This is a genomic window from Desulfuromonas acetexigens (genome assembly GCF_900111775.1).
Taxonomy (GTDB): Bacteria; Desulfobacterota; Desulfuromonadia; order Desulfuromonadales; family Trichloromonadaceae; genus Trichloromonas; species Trichloromonas acetexigens.
On the sequence record NZ_FOJJ01000023.1, the window covers coordinates 235,021 to 250,514 of the forward strand.

16 protein-coding genes are annotated in these 15,494 nt (G+C 61.1%); 3 read left to right on the forward strand and 13 right to left on the reverse strand.

Annotation, left to right across the window (positions count from 1 at the left end; all coding sequences use genetic code 11):
* Nucleotides 1–73: 73 nt before the first annotated feature.
* From BQ4888_RS10055 to BQ4888_RS10090, 8 genes are all read right to left on the reverse strand, one after another.
* Nucleotides 74–832 (reverse strand): hypothetical protein, encoded by a 759-nt coding sequence (locus BQ4888_RS10055; protein ID WP_092056925.1) that lies wholly within the window; start codon nucleotides 830–832, stop codon nucleotides 74–76.
* A gap of 42 nt (nucleotides 833–874) precedes the next feature.
* Nucleotides 875–2,254, reverse strand: coding sequence for a hypothetical protein (locus BQ4888_RS10060; protein WP_092056927.1), 1,380 nt, complete (start codon nucleotides 2,252–2,254; stop codon nucleotides 875–877).
* A 188-nt stretch (nucleotides 2,255–2,442) separates the two neighbouring features.
* Nucleotides 2,443–3,093 (reverse strand): hypothetical protein, encoded by a 651-nt coding sequence (locus BQ4888_RS10065; protein WP_092056929.1) that lies wholly within the window; start codon nucleotides 3,091–3,093, stop codon nucleotides 2,443–2,445.
* 123 nt (nucleotides 3,094–3,216) lie between these two features.
* Nucleotides 3,217–3,753 (reverse strand): hypothetical protein, encoded by a 537-nt coding sequence (locus BQ4888_RS10070; RefSeq protein WP_092056931.1) that lies wholly within the window; start codon nucleotides 3,751–3,753, stop codon nucleotides 3,217–3,219.
* A gap of 52 nt (nucleotides 3,754–3,805) precedes the next feature.
* Nucleotides 3,806–5,011, reverse strand: a complete 1,206-nt coding sequence (locus tag BQ4888_RS10075) for an MFS transporter (protein ID WP_092056933.1) — start codon at nucleotides 5,009–5,011, stop codon at nucleotides 3,806–3,808.
* Nucleotides 5,008–6,669, reverse strand: a complete 1,662-nt coding sequence (locus BQ4888_RS10080; RefSeq protein WP_240746323.1) for a DNA recombination protein RmuC — start codon at nucleotides 6,667–6,669, stop codon at nucleotides 5,008–5,010. Before BQ4888_RS10080 ends, BQ4888_RS10075 begins: the two co-directional genes overlap by 4 nt.
* A gap of 4 nt (nucleotides 6,670–6,673) precedes the next feature.
* Nucleotides 6,674–8,323: a putative manganese-dependent inorganic diphosphatase gene (locus BQ4888_RS10085; protein ID WP_092056935.1), complete on the reverse strand. Its 1,650-nt coding sequence runs from the start codon at nucleotides 8,321–8,323 to the stop codon at nucleotides 6,674–6,676.
* A gap of 183 nt (nucleotides 8,324–8,506) precedes the next feature.
* Nucleotides 8,507–9,328, reverse strand: a complete 822-nt coding sequence (locus tag BQ4888_RS10090; RefSeq protein WP_092056936.1) for a DUF3108 domain-containing protein — start codon at nucleotides 9,326–9,328, stop codon at nucleotides 8,507–8,509.
* Nucleotides 9,329–9,619: 291 nt separating this feature from the next.
* Here BQ4888_RS10090 and BQ4888_RS10095 point away from each other — a divergent pair, with 291 nt between their 5' ends.
* The 3 genes from BQ4888_RS10095 to BQ4888_RS10105 all read left to right on the forward strand — a co-directional run bounded on the left by BQ4888_RS10095 (nucleotide 9,620) and on the right by BQ4888_RS10105 (nucleotide 11,413).
* The gene (locus BQ4888_RS10095; RefSeq protein WP_092056938.1) at nucleotides 9,620–9,850 is read left to right on the forward strand and encodes a ferredoxin; all 231 of its coding nucleotides are present in this window, start codon (nucleotides 9,620–9,622) and stop codon (nucleotides 9,848–9,850) included.
* 20 nt (nucleotides 9,851–9,870) lie between these two features.
* On the forward strand, nucleotides 9,871–11,055 hold the full coding sequence (locus BQ4888_RS10100) for an MFS transporter (protein ID WP_276609548.1): 1,185 nt from the start codon (nucleotides 9,871–9,873) through the stop codon (nucleotides 11,053–11,055).
* A gap of 109 nt (nucleotides 11,056–11,164) precedes the next feature.
* Complete coding sequence (locus BQ4888_RS10105; RefSeq protein WP_092056940.1) at nucleotides 11,165–11,413, forward strand: hypothetical protein; 249 nt, start codon at nucleotides 11,165–11,167, stop codon at nucleotides 11,411–11,413.
* Between the two features lie 64 nt (nucleotides 11,414–11,477).
* On the opposite strand, the gene BQ4888_RS10110 is transcribed toward BQ4888_RS10105, so the two are convergent.
* The 5 genes from BQ4888_RS10110 to BQ4888_RS17700 all read right to left on the reverse strand — a co-directional run bounded on the left by BQ4888_RS10110 (nucleotide 11,478) and on the right by BQ4888_RS17700 (nucleotide 15,293).
* The gene (locus BQ4888_RS10110; protein ID WP_240746324.1) at nucleotides 11,478–13,352 is read right to left on the reverse strand and encodes a polysaccharide biosynthesis protein; all 1,875 of its coding nucleotides are present in this window, start codon (nucleotides 13,350–13,352) and stop codon (nucleotides 11,478–11,480) included.
* Nucleotides 13,353–13,410: 58 nt separating this feature from the next.
* Complete coding sequence (locus BQ4888_RS10115; protein ID WP_092056944.1) at nucleotides 13,411–13,719, reverse strand: nucleotidyltransferase family protein; 309 nt, start codon at nucleotides 13,717–13,719, stop codon at nucleotides 13,411–13,413.
* Between the two features lie 145 nt (nucleotides 13,720–13,864).
* Nucleotides 13,865–14,338 carry a hypothetical protein gene (locus tag BQ4888_RS10120; protein WP_205747991.1) on the reverse strand — a complete coding sequence of 158 codons (474 nt, stop codon included), beginning with the start codon at nucleotides 14,336–14,338 and terminating at the stop codon, nucleotides 13,865–13,867.
* Entirely contained in the window at nucleotides 14,329–14,871 is a 543-nt protein-coding gene (locus BQ4888_RS10125; RefSeq protein WP_092056946.1) for a type II toxin-antitoxin system MqsA family antitoxin, read from the reverse strand. Before BQ4888_RS10125 ends, BQ4888_RS10120 begins: the two co-directional genes overlap by 10 nt.
* A gap of 11 nt (nucleotides 14,872–14,882) precedes the next feature.
* On the reverse strand, nucleotides 14,883–15,293 hold the full coding sequence (locus BQ4888_RS17700) for a hypothetical protein (protein WP_205747992.1): 411 nt from the start codon (nucleotides 15,291–15,293) through the stop codon (nucleotides 14,883–14,885).
* Nucleotides 15,294–15,494 lie beyond the last annotated feature (201 nt).

Below are 15,494 nucleotides of genomic sequence, written 5' to 3' on the forward strand. Positions count from 1 at the left end.
GAAACCTGTGAGGGGTGAGGGGTGAGGGGATCGTCCGACCGCGCCTCTCGCGCGGTCGGACGACAGCTAAGACCTATTTACGTTGATCGATCTGCTGCACGCACTTCTGCACCAGGCGCTGGGTGATGTTGTCGAGGGTGATCCCCTGCCCCTGGTCGCCGGAAACGCCGAGGATGCTCATCCCCTTCTTGCCGACTTCCATCTTTTCCTCGAAATAGCCGGTGGCGACCTGCTGGGTCGTGGCAGCATCGACGATCTTGTAACGCATCCCCACCAGCCAGACGCCGGCGGTATCCCCCATCTGCACCGAGGAACTCGCCACCTCGCTCACATAGCCGCTGGTGCCGCCGACCAGGGCGCCGACGATGTTGCCGACGGTGGCACCGTCGAAACCGCTGCCGGCCTTGCTGACCTGTTCGGCCTTGAGAATGTCGAAGGTGATGAACCAGTTGGTCGATTGAAACTTGCCGCGGCGGAAGGTCTTGAGGGCATTGGGGTCGCCCATGTTGACGGCCAGGGTGATTTCGTTGAGCATCGGCCCCAGATCGGCCCGTTCCAGCACCTGGAAGTTGGCGTTGCCCAGTTCCAGCTCGGCGAAATCGGCGATGTTGTTTTCATTGATCTGCTGGCGGAAGGTGGCGTTCTGGCTTTTGATGACGCCCGGCAGAACGATGACCTTGGGCCCGACGCGCCCGGCGTTGACGTAGTTGACCGGTTGATAGGTCATCAGGTCGGCGCGGGCATTGGCGGCGCCGCCGGCGTTCATCAGTTCGACACAGCCGGTGAGGGGCAAACAGAGCAGCAGGACGGCGAGGGCGAAAAGTCGGGTCATGGAGCCTCCTTGGTGAGCATAATGGGGAAAATTCCGTAAACGTCAGAAACTGGCCGCCGCCTTGGCGGCGCCGGTGGCGGCGGTGGGCTGGACTTCAAGTTGGGCGCCGAGCTCCGGCGCCAGCTTGCGGATCTTCTCGCGGGTCGAGTCATCCTTGATCAGGTCATCGAAACGCCCGGGCGCGGCTTCATAAAGGGAAGCCGGAGGAAACTTGTTGAAGGCGTCGGCCACCTGCTCCGTCGAACCGGCCGCCTTGAAGCGCACGCTCACCGTATCCCCCTTGGCCGACTCGATGGCGAAAGCCGTGGTCTGGAATTTCTCGTTGAGGGGTCCGATCAGGGAGGTGTTGACGCTCTGGGCGAAATTCTCCCGGGAGCCGCTGTAGTCGACCTCGAAGAGCGAGGCCTTGCCCGCCTGGAAATCGCGGAATTCCAGGTTGAGCACATGGCGCAAACCGAGCAGCTCTTTTTTGAGGAGATTGCCGGTGTCGTAATCGGGCAGGCCGTGCACATGGAGCTGGAAGATACGCGAAGGGCTGAGCAGCTGCTGCTCGAAGAAATCCTTGTTGAACTCGGCGGCGATCAGGGCGCCGATATCGGCCAGGGCGACATCCTCGTCGTTCCAGCTCTTCTTCTGGGGAACCTGATTATTGAAATAGATCTCCTCGCCGGTGAGCACATTGAGGCATTTGACCGTCCACGAAGTCAGGACATATTTGGAAACGTTCAGCCCCGAGGCCGCCAGGCGCACGGTGTTCTTTTTGAACTTGGCCTCGCCGCTGATGGCGAAATCGGCCTGGGCATCCTTGACGCTCCCCGACTCGGGCTCGGACCAGACCCGGTAGCCGAAGGCGGAGATCCCCTTTTTCAGAATGTTCTCGGCGATCTCCGAACGCTCGGGGGGAACCTCCGAGCCACGCTCGGCGTCCTTGACCCGCACCGCCACCGAAATGCGGGGATTGCCCTGCTCCTTGATGAGGGAAACGCGCTGGGTGCGGGACATCTCCTTGAGGCTTTCCTGGATGTCTGAGAGATAGACTTCGGCCTTGAGCAGGATGTGCATGAAGCCGTCCTCCCCCAGCCAGGGATCGCTCTCCTTGATGACCTGCTTGATCAGCCCCTGGGATTTGGTCAGCACCTTGTCTTCGATCAGGGCGAAGTTTTCCACCAGGGTCGAGCTCTCCACCAGGGTGCCGACCGCCTTTTCGATCACCTGCCGGCGGGCGTCGGCGCGCAGGTCGTCGAGCAGCAGCCCCTTGTCGTTCCGGTAGATGGCGGCATCGGGATCGGCCAAGCCTTCCGCCGAAACGATAATGGTCTTCGCCGCCGCCTTCTCCCCCTTGGCCGGTTTGTTCGCCGCCAAGGCGACGCCGAAGAAGAGACAGCAGGAGAGAATCGACAGCACAAAGATCAGTTTCTTCATAACACCTCCAGAATCCCTTTGGGGTGGGCATGAGCTTTCATCAGAACGGAACACGAGCGCTTACGAGGCTGATCAAGAATGCCCAGATGCAAGGCGCCCGAAATTCGAGGAGTGAGGCGTACCTTACAGGTACGTCGTAACGACGAGAATGAGGGCAACGCCGCAGATGGGCGTTTTTCATCAGCCGCCTACCGTCCCTGCCGGCAATGATCGTTATAGAGCTCGGCCAGCATCCGGTCGGCCTTCTCCCGGGTCAGTTGTAGCGCGGTTTGCAGGGCATCGTTGGCGACATAGGAATCGGCCGTCGCCGAGACCGTGGAAATCACCCGCCCCTTGCGGTCGAGCAGGGTCAGGGTCAGGGTCAGGAAGAGCTCATCGATATCGAGAATCGGATTGCGCCGCTCGCTGACAGCGATCAGGCCGCGCAGCAGAAAGCGGGCCTGCAACCTTCCGGCGGCGGCGATGGCGGCATCCATGTCGTTGTTGAGAAAGGCGGTGCGCTCGGCGTCGGCGACCTGGGCATTGATCTCCTGCTGGGTGCAGGTTTTCAAGCCGAGACCGCGCAGGCGGCTGTTGATCTCGTCAAAAAGCGGGCCGTCGTTGGTGCGGCGCGCACTCCCCTGCCCGGTACGCTCCTCGCCGATGAGGACGGCGATGCGTTGCCCCTTGAGTTTGGAAGAGCAGTCGACGCTGAGCAGGTCGCCGACAACGCGGCGCTCCTCGGAAACCTGAGCCGCGTCCTGCGCTGCCTGCTGCTGTTCATAGCCGCTGAAGGTGAACCCGGAGGCCCACAAAGGACCGGCCGAAAGCAGCCAGAGCAAAAAAACCAGGCGCATCATGAAAACCTCCCGGGGAGAAGAAAAACAAACGGATGACGGTTACCTGAACACCCCGTCAGGTTCCAGAGTAAAGCAGCCAGGGGCTTGTAATCAATAGGTAAAAATTAACGGATAAAGAATCGATCAGCCTTTCGGTTGCTCCCGGTTGCGCGCGACCAGCACCTGGCGCAGGGTTGTGAGAATTTCCCCCCCGGAGAGCCCGGGCGCATTCTTCTTCATCTGCCCGAGAAAGAGCTGGGCCAGATAAAAAGCGTCCTCGGGCGGAATCGGCACCGCCTTAACCTGCCGGCCCCGGGCGAAGACCCGCATGAAAAGCTTATCCCCCTGATCCTCCAGGGAAAAGCCCTTGCTGTTATCCTCGCCATGGTTCTTGTATTCGCAGCGCGGCAGCCAGCCGAAAAGCACCGCCGTAGTGACCGGCAGTTCGTCGCGGGTGAGCTGCACGCGGATCTTGTTCGCCCAGTCGTACTGTTTGGGGCCGGTGGCGTCCGCCGCCTCGATGCAGACGGTGTGAATGCCGAAGCGGGTCTCGTCCGGCTCGAAACAGAGGGCGGCCTTGGCGCCATAGACGTGTCGGCTGGCACGGGCGCGGCCATCGCCGTTGGCATCGGCGGGCAGGGACGAAGTGGGTTCCGATGGGGTGATGTGGGGCTTGGTCATTTTGTTCCTCCTTGATCATTAAAAGAGCCGTCGGGCGCGGAAAAATCACAGGTCACGGAACCGGCGCCGCCTGCGTTGCCCGACGGCCATAGACCAGAAGGGGCAGGATCAGTAGCGCCGCGCAGAAATAAGGCAGATGGGGATGCCACTGGTAGAGGCCGGTGCCCAGCACCGGCCCGAGGACGAAGCCCGCCGCCGGGCAGGCGGAAACCAGTCCGCCCACCGCCCCCTGCTCCCGCGCCCCGACCGACAGCGAAGCCCCGGCGGTAAAGCCGGGGGAGATCAGTCCCAGGGCCAGGCCATGCAGGCCGAGACAGACAACCAGCCAGGGGATGCTGCCGGCGAAGGGCAAGGCGACCAGCCCCGTCAGCAGCACCGGCAGGCCCAGGTTCATCAGCCGCCGGGGGGTCATGCCAGCGCGGCGCACCAGCACCGATTGGGAAAAGAGGGAGAGGATCGAGGAAACCATCATCCCCAGTCCAAGAGCCTGGGCGGTGGCCCGGCCGTCGAGGACGAAGCGGTCCTGCAGATAGAAGCCGACGGTCTGGCTCATCATCGAAAAGGCGAGAAAGGTCACGAAACCGATGAGAATGTAGGGGAAGTAGCGGCGGTCGAAGAGCCGCAAGCGGATCTCGCCAACCTTCGTCGTCACTCCCCGGGGCGGCTCGCGCAGCACCACCGTCAGCAACAGCGTCGCCAGCAGGGAGATCCCGGCGGCGATATAGATCGGCGCCAAGAGCCCGAGAGCGGCGAGCAACCCGCTCAGCGCCGGTCCGAGAATCGCCCCCAGGGTGCGGGCCGAGCCGAGCCGGCCCATCCCCGCCACCCGCGCCCCAGCGCTGGTGGTATCGGCCATATAGGCTGAAGCGGCGCTGGGCGCCGCCGACATGAGCAGGGCCATGAGCACCCGGGAAAAAATTGCCAGCAAAAAGAGGGGCAACCCCACCAGCAGCCCCCGCTGGCCGAAGAGAAAGACCGTGGCAAAGAGGGCGCAACCGACGGTGTAACCAAACTGGCCGATGAGCAGCACCGGTCGGCGCCCCCAGCGGTCGCAGGTGCGCCCCCAGATCGGGCTGGCCAGGGTGAAGGCGAGGGACGAGCAGGTGATGATCACGCCGATGCGCACCTCGCTCAGCCCCACCTCCCGGCCCAGCGGCGCCAGCAGGGCAAAGGTCATCGATTGGCCGATGCCGACGCTGAGGACGCTGAACAGGACCAGCCGGGTCGCCAGCCGCTCACGCCACTCCTCACCCCTCACTCCTCACTCTCCCCCGGATCATCCAGCCCGAGAAGCGGCCCGGCTTCCTCCTCGGGCAGCCGCCCGACAGCGCGTAGGGTACGGTCGATGGCCCGCCGCCGCACCGCCACGCCGTCGATGCTGCGGGTCGCTTCGTGCAGCTTCTTCTGCACCTTGTCGAGCACCTCGCCGTAGCGGCCGAACTCGGTCTTGACCGCCTCCAGCACCCGCCAGACCTCGCCGGAACGTTTCTGGATGGCGAGGGTGCGGAAGCCCATCTGCAGGGCGTTGAGGGTAGCAGCCAGGGTCGTCGGCCCGGCCAGGGTGACGCGGCAGTCCCGCTGCAACTGCTCGGCGAGGCCGGGACGGCGGAGGATTTCGGCGTAGAGCCCTTCGGTGGGAAGAAAGAGGATGGCGAAATCGGTGGTGTGGGGAGGATGCAGATATTTGTCGCGGATGTCGCGGGCACAGGCACGGATGCGGCTCTCCAGCTGCCGCGCCGCCTCCTCCACCGCCGCCCCGTCGCCAAGCTCGGCCGCCGCCGTCAGACGCGCGTAATCCTCCAGGGGAAACTTGGCGTCGATGGGGAGCAGCACCTCGGGCTCCCCATCCCCCTTGCCCGGCAGGCGGATGGCGTACTCGACCCGTTCGGCGCTCCCCGGCCGGGTGGGGGTATTGGTCAGATACTGCTCGGGGGTCAGCAGCTGTTCGAGGATGCTCCCCAGCTGCACCTCCCCCCAGGTGCCCCGGGTCTTGACGTTGCTGAGCACCCGTTTGAGATCCCCCACCCCGCTCGCCAGGCTCTGCATCTCGCCGAGCCCCTTGTGCACCAATTCCAGCCGTTCACTGACCAGGCGGAAGGATTCGCCGAGGCGCTTCTCCAGCGTCCCCTGCAACTGCTCGTCTACCGTCTTGCGGATCGTCTCCAGCTTCTCGGCATTGTCGGCGCGCAGGCTGTCGAGACGCCCCTCCACGGTCAGGCGCAGGGCTTCCTGGGCCTGCTCCTGGCGCCGGGTGAGCCGGGCCAGCTCCTCGGCCAGCTGCGTCAGCCGCTCCCGCTGGCTCTCGCCGAGACGGCCAAGGCTGGCGATCAGGCCATCCCCGAGGCTTTTCAGGCTGCCCTGCACCTCTTCACGCAGGGCGCGATCACTCTGCGCCGCCTGCCCTTTCAGTTCCGTCAGTTGGGTCTCGACGGACTGCCGCAGATCCTTGTGCCGCAGATCGAGACCGGCGCGGGTTTCACTCATCCCCTCCTTCAGCGCAGCGGCCATCCCCTCGACCCGCTGGTCGATGCGCCGGACGCCGTCGTCCAACCGTTCGGCGAAAAGCTGCAGCTGGGCTTTCTGCAAGGTCTGCATCTCGGCCATGGTGCGCAGCACCGAATCCTGAAAGCCCCGCAGCAACCCGCCCACTTCCTCGCGCAGCGCCTTGCCCGCAGCATTGGCTTCATCCCGCCCGCGCACCCCTTCCTCGCGGAGAACGCGCTCCAGGCGCTCGTCGGCGACGGCGAGCTGGGATAGTCGGCTTTCCAGCTCCCCCCGCAACGCCAGCCACTGCCGCCGCTGCCGGAGGAAAAGGACCAGAACGATCAGCAGCAGGAGCAGGCACAGCAGACCGAGGAGCACGGCGGCCGCCGCCAGCTGCCAGAGGGAAAGAAGTTCGGGGAGCTCAGCCCACATGGGCCTAGGCCTCCAGTACCCGCAACAGATGGGGGACGAGCTGCTTCTTGCGGGAGAGGACGCCTTTGAGCTCGTAGAGGTTCTCTTCCAGCTGGGGATAGCCGACCACGTAGGGGAACTCCTTACCGCCCAGGGCCAGGAGCAGACTGGTTTCCTGGACGATGTCGGTGACCAGCAGCCCGGCCGTGTCGAGGTTGCGTTCCTCCTTGAGTTTGGCCAGCTCCGCCGCGAGATCCTCTTTCATGGCGTGGAATTCGTGGAAGCTGACGACCTCGACCTGACCGACCCCGAAGCCGCGTGCCCCCGCCTGGTATTCCTTGAAATCGGCGAGAAGCAGATGACGCAGCGACGGGTAGGAACGCAGGGCGCTGCCGGAAGCGAAGAGCCGGCGGCCGTACTCCTGGGGATCGAGGCCGGAGAGTTCGGCGAGCCAGGCGGCGAAATCGCGGTCGAGGACGGTGGTGGTCGGCGAGCGCAGAATCACCGTGTCGGAGAGCAGCCCGGAGAGCATCAGTCCGGCGGTGGCGGCGTCGGGGGTGATTCCCGCCTGCCGGTAGAGGCCGGCGACTACGGTGCAGGTGCTGCCTAGGGGCTGGTTGATAAAGCGGATCGGCTGATCGGTATGGAAATTCCCCAGACGATGATGGTCGACGACCTCGCTGATCTCCACCTTATCGGCGCCGGGGACCGCCTGCGAGAGTTCGTTGTGATCGACCAGCACCAGCTTGATCGGCGACGGCGTGAGCAGGGTGCTCTTGGTCGCCACCGCCGCTACCCGCCCCTCGTTGTCGAGTACCACCGCACCGGGATCGCTGCTGTGCAGCAGCTTCAGGCGCAGATCGTCGAGGCGGTCGGCGAGGCCGACGCAGGGGAAATCCTTGCCAATGAGACAGCTCACCGGCGTGGAAAGGCGGGTCAGCCAGGTGCTGGTGGCGGTATCGAAGGGGGTGGAGAGGATGGTCACGCCGTTTTTGCGCCCCGTCTCGATGATATCGTCGGCGATGGGCAGGCTGCCGGTGACGACCAGCACCCGCACCCCGGCGTCGACCCCGACCCGCTGGATCGATTCGCGGTCGCCGGTGATGAGAACGATGCGGCGGGCGTCGAGGGGCGCGACCTTGTCCCGGAAGGTCGCCGTCGCCATGGCGCCGACGTAGAGGTCGAGATCCTCCACCTTCCCTTCATCCACCAGATGCACCGCCGTCGCCTTGAGACACTGGCGGATGGAGTCGGGAGAGGTCGTCACCCGGCGGATTTCCGCTTCCCGGCTCGGCACCAGGAATTTTTCCGAAACCTTCTTCAGCACCAGCAGCCCCAGCGGCCGCCGGTCGTCGTCGATCACCGGCAGCAAACGAATGTTGTGGGCGTGAAAGAGGCCGAGAGCCTCGGACAGGGGCGCATTTCCGGCGATGGTGACGACCTCGTCGCGGATGACGTCGCGCACCCGGGGATAGACATCGAGCAGCAGCTTCGGCCGGGGGACCTCAAGAGTGTCGAGAACGAATTCGGTCTGCCGGTTGAGATCGCCGGCCCGCGCCGGTTCGACGTTGGCCAGTCCCTGCAGGGCGCGCAGCCGGGCATAGGCAATGGCGCTGCAGACCGAGTCGGTATCGGGATTTTTATGGCCAATGACATAGGTAATGCCGCGTTTCATGATGGGTCCTCGCGATGTATTTGGAGAGCGGATAAAACCCAAACCTGAAAAAGCGATCTCACCACAGAGAGCACAGAGAACACCGAGTAAAAACGATGAGTTAAGCATGAAAGGGGCAAAGAGAATCTCTCTGTGCTCTCTGTGGCTCTGTGGTAATCGACCTTATTTTAGGTTCAAGGAAAGTCAGGGGTTATTTGTCGTCGGCGCCGGAAGCGGTCGTTCGCTGCCGTAGATCGAGCCGAGGCCGATGACGTTTTCGACGATGCCGCGCTCGGGGCGCAGGGCCTGATCGAACCAGATGTAGAGAATGCCGTCCTTGGTTTCGAAGACCTCGGGATCGACCCGAACCTTGACCAGGGTGCCGTTTTTGGAGAAAAACTCCTTCGCCGGCCATTTCTCCCCGGGCAGCACTTCCGCATCGATCCAGCCAACCCCCTTTTTGGCCAAGGCGAGAATGCGATAGGTTTCCCCGGGAGTCAAGGGCCCGTAAACCCCCGCCTGGAAATTGAAAAAGGCGGTAAGGATATCGGCGGGGGGCGTGCCCTGGATAGGCAGGACGGTAGCGGCGCCAGGCACGCCGTCACGGGTGCGGGCATAGCTCACCTGCCCCTTTTCGTGATCGAAGAGGTAGCGCTTGCCGCGATCCTTGCGCTTGCCCTCCGGGCCCTTGATGATGCGGGACTCGTAGGAAAGGGAACGCAAGCGGCCGTCCGGACCGGCTTCCATCAACGACTCGTAACGCTGCACCCGATCGGACGTCACCCAGGCCGCCACCCCCAGGGTGCGAGCTTCGAGCAGCGCCCGGTAGGTGCCGGGACGGGGCCCCGGAGAGACCGCGAGTTGCCCTTCGGCGATGCGGTCAAACCAGAGAAAAGCGATGTCGTAGACCAGTTCCTTCCCCACCCAGGAATCGATGGTCACCTGCGGCGCCGCAGCGGGAGCCGCGACGGCGCTTCCGCTCGCGGCCAGCAGCAGCCACAGGCAAAACCAGACGCGATATTTCATATAAAACCCTCCTTGATCTTTGCTTATCCCAAAAGCATGCACCACAGAGGACACCGAGAACACAGAGGAAAAACAGAGAGTTAAAGGATGAAATCTGAAAGTGCGATTGGATTTTTCTGAGACCTCTGTGCCTCGTGGCTAATGATCAGACCTTTTGTGGGTCATTGACGGAGTGCACAGTTTACCCGGCGAAATGGATGAAGTCGAGTCATGAATTGAGCCCGGTTTCCGGCTGACAAGAGCGGGCAAAGCTGCTAGCATGCGCCCCAAATTCACCAGGAGGTCCCATCCATGTCCCGAATCCCCGCCGTCGATCAGGAATGCTGCATCAGTTGCGAAGTCTGCGTCCACCTCTGCCCGGAGGTCTTCCGCATGGAAGGTGAGGACGGCCACAGTCACGGCCACGATCATGACCACGGCGCGCACAAATCGATCGTCTACAATCCGACCGGCGCCCCCGAAAGCAAGATCGAGCTGGCCATGGACAGCTGCCCGGCTGCCTGCATCTACTGGCGGGACTGAGCCCCCCGCCGCCGCGCGCCTTGAGCAACATCGGCAAGCTTTACGCCTTTTCCTTCCTCAAGATGACCCTCTTCCCGATGGCGGTCATCACCCTCTTCTGGAAGGATCACATCGGCCTCTCCCTCACCGAGATCCTCCTTTTGCAGGGACTCTTCTCGGTGGCGACGCTGCTCATGGAATATCCTTCGGGATATATCAGCGACCGCCTCGGCTACCGTTTTTCCCTCAATCTCGCCTCGGTGCTCGGCGTTATCGGCTGGGGGGTCTACACCCAGGCCGAGAATTTCGCGGGGGTGCTCATCGCCGAACTGCTGCTCGGTGTCTCCTTCGCCTTCATCAGCGGCTCGGACAGCGCCCTGCTCTTCGAAACCCTGAAGCATTCGGGGCAGGAAGAAGACTACGCCCGCCACGACGGGCGCATGACCGGCGCCGCCCAGCTCGGCGAAGCCTGCGGCGCCCTCGGCGCCGGCCTCATGTATGCCGCCGCCCCCCTGCTCCCCTTCTTCGCCCAGATCGGCGTCTGGCTGCTGGCCCTGCTCATCAGCCGCTCCCTCAGGGAAACGCCCGTCGACCATGCGCCCCTGCCCCACTCCCACCTGACCGAGGCGTTGCAGATCGGCCGCGAGGCGCTCCTCGACAACCGCCATCTGCGCTACACCATTTTCCTCTCCACCGTCCTCGGCCTCGCCTCCTTCTTTCCGGTCTGGCTGATCCAGCCGACCATGCAGCAAAACGGCGTCCCCCTCGCCTGGTTCGGGCCGATCTGGGCGCTGGCCAATCTTACCGTGGCCCTGACTTCACTGCTCAGCCAGCGAACCTTTTTTCATCTGGGGGAACGGGGGTTGGGCGTGCTCTTTCTGCTGCTGACGGTGGCGGGCTATGCCGGGCTTGGCTGGTTCGAGGCCTGGTGGGGGTTCGTCTTCTACTTCCTGCTCACCGCCATGCGCGGCCTGCAGGGGCCCCGGTTGCGCCACCATCTGCAACAGGCGAGTCGCCGCCGGAACCGGGCCAGCATCCTCTCCCTGAAATCCTTGATCTTCCGCCTGCTCTTCGTCCTCGGCGGCCCCCTGGTCGGCTACAGCGCCGATACCCTCGGCCTGCATCCCACCTTTCTGCTGCTGGGAGCGGCCTTCGCCCTCAGCCTCCCCCCCCTGCTCTTCCTCTTTTTGACCACCCTCCCCACAGGGCGAACGGAGTCGAGCTGAATGTCGACGCCACTCAAAGATTAGCGCATATTTATTTTAGGCATTGTCCCCACTTCGCCAAACGGTTATAAAAAACGTATACGGTATCCGCTAACAAGGAGGGTTGGCCATGCACTATGAGGTTCCCAACAGCGCCCACCGGCATCTGGGACTCGGCGCCTGGGTGGAAATCATCGAAGCCTACGACCTGCGGGAAGAAACCAACGCCATCCACGTCGCCGCCATGCGCGTCGGCAGCCAGACCATCGCCTGTGGCGACAGAAGCAAATCCTTCGACAAACCCTTGCGCCCCCACGAAGGGCAGATCATCGCCATCGAACGGCAGTCGGATCGCACCCTCTTCCAGATTCATTTGTAAAAAAGGGGCGATCCGACTGATCGCCCCTTGCTTTTTCCTTCCCCAACCCCGCCGCTGAACAGCCTTAAGCCCCGTCACTGCCATTCTTCACCAAGACCAACTGAGGTTTCGACTTTCTCCGCCCCGGCGTTGTCGGCTGAAATTCGGGAACCATCTCCTGCAGTTTTTCGACCACGCCGTCAAGATCCAGGGATCTGGCCAGCTGATAAAGTTCCTCGATCTGGCGAACCAGCACCGCCTCATCGCACTCCGCAGCCTTGGCTACCATGATCTTCTCATGGCAGGTCGGCTGCACCCCCTCCCCGGCCAAGAGCAGTTCCTCATAGAGTTTTTCCCCCGGGCGCAAGCCGGTAAAGATGATCTCGATATCCTCGTAGGGCTGATAACCGGAAAGCTGGATCAGTTCCTCGGCCAGCTTGACGATCTTCACCGGCTCGCCCATATCGAGCAGGAAAATTTCTCCGCCCTTACCCATGGAAGCGGCCTGCAGCACCAACTGGCTCGCTTCAGGGATGGTCATGAAATACCGAGTCACCTCGGGATGGGTCACCGTCACCGGCCCACCCTTGGCGATCTGCTCCTTGAAAATGGGGATGACGCTGCCGTTGCTGCCCAAAACGTTGCCGAAACGTACCGTCACGAAATTGGTCCGGCTGCGTTTCGCCAAGGCCTGAACATAGAGCTCCGCCGCCCGCTTGCTGGCTCCCATGACGTTAGTGGGGTTGACCGCCTTGTCGGTAGAGATCATGACAAAGCGCTCGGCACCAAACCGATGGGCGGCATCGGCGATAATCCGGGTGCCGCGTACATTGTTGTTGGCCGCCTCGGCGGGGTTGCATTCCATCATCGGCACATGCTTGTATGCCGCCGCGTGAAAAACGACCTCAGGAAGAAACTCGTCAAAAATCGCCTCCACCCGGGCCTTGAAACGGATGTCGCCGACAATCGGCACAATCGGAACGGTCGGAAAAGACGAACGCAACTCGCTCTCAATGAGGAATAACGGCGTTTCGCCGTTTTCAAACAACACCAGCTTTTTCGGCTGAAACCGAGCAATCTGACGACAGATCTCGCTTCCGATTGAACCGCCGGCCCCGGTTACCAACACCCGTTTTCCTTGAAGGTAGTTGGCGATTCGCGCCCAATCGAGACATGCCGGTTCCCGGCCAAGCAGGTCTTCAAGTTCCACATCCTTGACCTGCTGAATACTGACCTGCCCGTGAATCATCTGCCCCATCCCCGGCAAGGTTTTGCACACCACCCCCGTATTGCGGCAAAGCTCGACAATCCGGCGCAATTCCACGCCCGAAGCGGAAGGGATGGCAATGATGATTTCATCCACCCCTTTTTCCTGACAGATGCGCCCGGCCCGACGGACTTTTCCCATCACTGGAAAGCCCTGGAAACGCTGCTTCCGCTTGTGGGGATCATCATCGACAAAACCGACCATCTCCAGGTTCAGCGCCGGGTTCATCCGGATCTCCCGGGCAATCATCTGCCCGGCATCCCCGGCGCCGACAACCAGAATCCGCTTACGGGGCAAACGGTTACGGGAAGGCATGGGCAGATAATGCTCGCGAAAAGCACGGGTGATAAAACGCACCCCGCCCATGGTCATAAAGCAGAAAACCCAGTCGAGAACGAGCACGGTTCGGGGAATTCCCCCCCCGCGAAACGCCAGAAATGCATAGAGCAGCACAAGCAGCGACGCGATCACGTTGGCTTTGACGATCACCACCAGATCGGCCATGGAGACATAACGCCACCAGCCCCGCAACAACCCGAGCCATCCAAAGACCCCCAGCTTGATCAGGAGCACCGCCGGAAGCAGGCTGTAAAAACGGGAAAGGTACGTCTCAGGAATCCGGAAATCGAAACGCAGGGCAAAAGCCGCCCACAGGGAGCCAGCCACAATGGCCACCTGCAGAAGGATAATCAAAATAATCCGACTTCTTTCCAACACCCGTTGCATAAACCCCAAACTCCCCTTAAAAATTTCAAGACAATTGAACTACCAGATACGATTGCGCAATCTTTTTTCTGAACGACTCGCCGAGAGTCGACCAATCGAGCAGATCTACCTTGAAGGGCAAATCCGATTCCGTGAAAGCTTCTTTCAGATCGAGCATCTGCAGACAAGGCAGCGGAACCGGGGAGATCACCACCAGGTCCAGATCCGAAAAAGGCTTCAGGTTTTCACCATGCACCCGGGAACCAAAAGCCCAGACTTCCATCCCTGGAACAAGCGTCCTCAGAATTCGTTGAATGATCCGCAGATCCTTTGGTTCCACCTGCAATTCAGGCATGGCGACGTTCGGAGTGAAGATAATCGAGGCTTCGCTGCAATTGCCGCAAGACTTTTTCGAAAGAAGAAATATCGAGTTTCACGACCAATCCCGCGTTAAAGACAACCTGAGTTTTTTTGACAGGATAAAAGCGGATAAGAACCAATTACAGTCTTTGGCGATTTTGTGTCAATTGCACGGTGGGCAAGGTCACCCTCGGTAGACGCATGCGAAGACATTGACTGTTCAGCAGTTCCCGCCAATAGGGCCAGACATGGCCACTGACATTCTGCAAGCAAAATGCATCAATACCCGCCTGATCCATGCGCTCCTGCATCCGGTATTCCGCGATAAACACCGCTTCAATAGTGGCCCGAGGGGAGGCTTTCGCGTCATTGTCGCTGTCGTGGACCCAGCGCGCGCCAAGATCGACAAACACGCGCAGCAAGTAACCGCCGGCATCCAGTTCCACGAGGCTGGACGCCTTGAGAAAGTGCCTTGCCTGAAAGGTCAGCGTATCGAAATCAGCAGACTTCGGCTCAAAGTCCTCCATGCAGAGCGCCGTAACCTCACGGAGATAAATGTCTTCGATCTCAAGCGTATCAATGGCTTTTTGCAACTCAGGGCTGATCATCCACATTTTTTCCAATCCCGTTCGGATTCAGGGAGTGATGAAGACACAACCTTGTAGTTATGACGTTTTTGCTGGAGGGCAGGCAACGGAAACGATGTCCAGCGCGGCGGACGCAAGTCTTCCATGCCGGCACGGTGTTTCAGAAAAGCCAGGGTTTCGGGAAGCTCCGCAGCCAGTCGCAACAACTTGTCCATCGCCTCAGACTGAGCCACGTCATCAGATTCATACTTGGAGAAGGCCACCGGTCCCCCACCGAAAAGTTTAGCGGCTTCAGCCTGGCTGATCCCCATCCGCTCACGCAGGGCACGCACTTCGGCGCCACTCAGTAATCCGTCAACCCGCTTTCTGAAAGCCATCATGGCACGTTTATTCGCTCGCAACTGAGCGGCGTCGCTCTGTTCGCCGCCACAAACATTGCACAGATGGTAGTGCAGATCCAGTTCAGCGGTTTGCCCTTTATATTCCACCTTGTTCTTGCCGATCTGCTCGTGAAGATGGCCTTCAGCGCACAGGGGACAGACCTGTAATGAATCATTCATGGCGATCTCCTCTATGTTGAAAGGTGGCAAGAAACCAGAAGCAGCAGGGTACCGGTTTTGCCGATGGCAAATTTCAGGTAGTAATCAACGGCAAGTTCTTTACGCGCAGCCGGCACCCACTCACGACGGGTCAGGGTATATGCATCACAGGCGGCCCAAGGTCCGGCTGGTTGTTGTTGACACCACTGTGCACCGGAAAAACGCCCGACCTTAACGGCTTCCACGATCAACTCGGCCAATTCATCCGCATCCAGGGCCAATTGTTGCACATCCTCAACACACCTTCGCGTCCAGACTCGAACAACGGAACCTCCGGCTCCCAGTAATTCAAGAACCTCCGTTATCGGATACAACGGACCACCAGGTATTTTCCGATCACCACCAACTTCCGGCAAGTCGCCGGTAAAACGTGAAACAATCATAACATTTACCATAGTGGTAAATCAACAAGGCAAGGGATAGGAACGTCAAAACCCGGAGAGAGGGAATTTTCTGCAACCCTCATCCCGCGTTCCTCATCTTTGTCATGGCGGCAAACTTTTCAAACCAGGTTTTTAATCCTGTTTTCATCAGCGCCCATCCGCCGTTATCTGCGTTCAACAACAGGGGTTAAGATCTTTTTT

What these genes read in the sequence shown, in the direction of transcription:
- BQ4888_RS10070 (WP_092056931.1), bottom strand. Translation starts at nt 3,753, where the DNA reads ATGACCAAGCCCCACATCACCCCATCGGAACCCACTTCGTCCCTGCCC.
- BQ4888_RS10090 (WP_092056936.1), bottom strand. Translation starts at nt 9,328, where the DNA reads ATGAAATATCGCGTCTGGTTTTGCCTGTGGCTGCTGCTGGCCGCGAGC.
- BQ4888_RS10115 (WP_092056944.1), bottom strand. Translation starts at nt 13,719, where the DNA reads ATGCCTGAATTGCAGGTGGAACCAAAGGATCTGCGGATCATTCAACGA.
- BQ4888_RS10055 (WP_092056925.1), bottom strand. Translation starts at nt 832, where the DNA reads ATGACCCGACTTTTCGCCCTCGCCGTCCTGCTGCTCTGTTTGCCCCTC.
- BQ4888_RS10120 (WP_205747991.1), bottom strand. Translation starts at nt 14,338, where the DNA reads ATGTGGATGATCAGCCCTGAGTTGCAAAAAGCCATTGATACGCTTGAG.
- BQ4888_RS10125 (WP_092056946.1), bottom strand. Translation starts at nt 14,871, where the DNA reads ATGAATGATTCATTACAGGTCTGTCCCCTGTGCGCTGAAGGCCATCTT.
- BQ4888_RS10105 (WP_092056940.1), top strand. Translation starts at nt 11,165, where the DNA reads ATGCACTATGAGGTTCCCAACAGCGCCCACCGGCATCTGGGACTCGGC.
- BQ4888_RS17700 (WP_205747992.1), bottom strand. Translation starts at nt 15,293, where the DNA reads ATGATTGTTTCACGTTTTACCGGCGACTTGCCGGAAGTTGGTGGTGAT.
- BQ4888_RS10080 (WP_240746323.1), bottom strand. Translation starts at nt 6,669, where the DNA reads ATGTGGGCTGAGCTCCCCGAACTTCTTTCCCTCTGGCAGCTGGCGGCG.
- BQ4888_RS10095 (WP_092056938.1), top strand. Translation starts at nt 9,620, where the DNA reads ATGTCCCGAATCCCCGCCGTCGATCAGGAATGCTGCATCAGTTGCGAA.
- BQ4888_RS10060 (WP_092056927.1), bottom strand. Translation starts at nt 2,254, where the DNA reads ATGAAGAAACTGATCTTTGTGCTGTCGATTCTCTCCTGCTGTCTCTTC.
- BQ4888_RS10065 (WP_092056929.1), bottom strand. Translation starts at nt 3,093, where the DNA reads ATGATGCGCCTGGTTTTTTTGCTCTGGCTGCTTTCGGCCGGTCCTTTG.
- BQ4888_RS10085 (WP_092056935.1), bottom strand. Translation starts at nt 8,323, where the DNA reads ATGAAACGCGGCATTACCTATGTCATTGGCCATAAAAATCCCGATACC.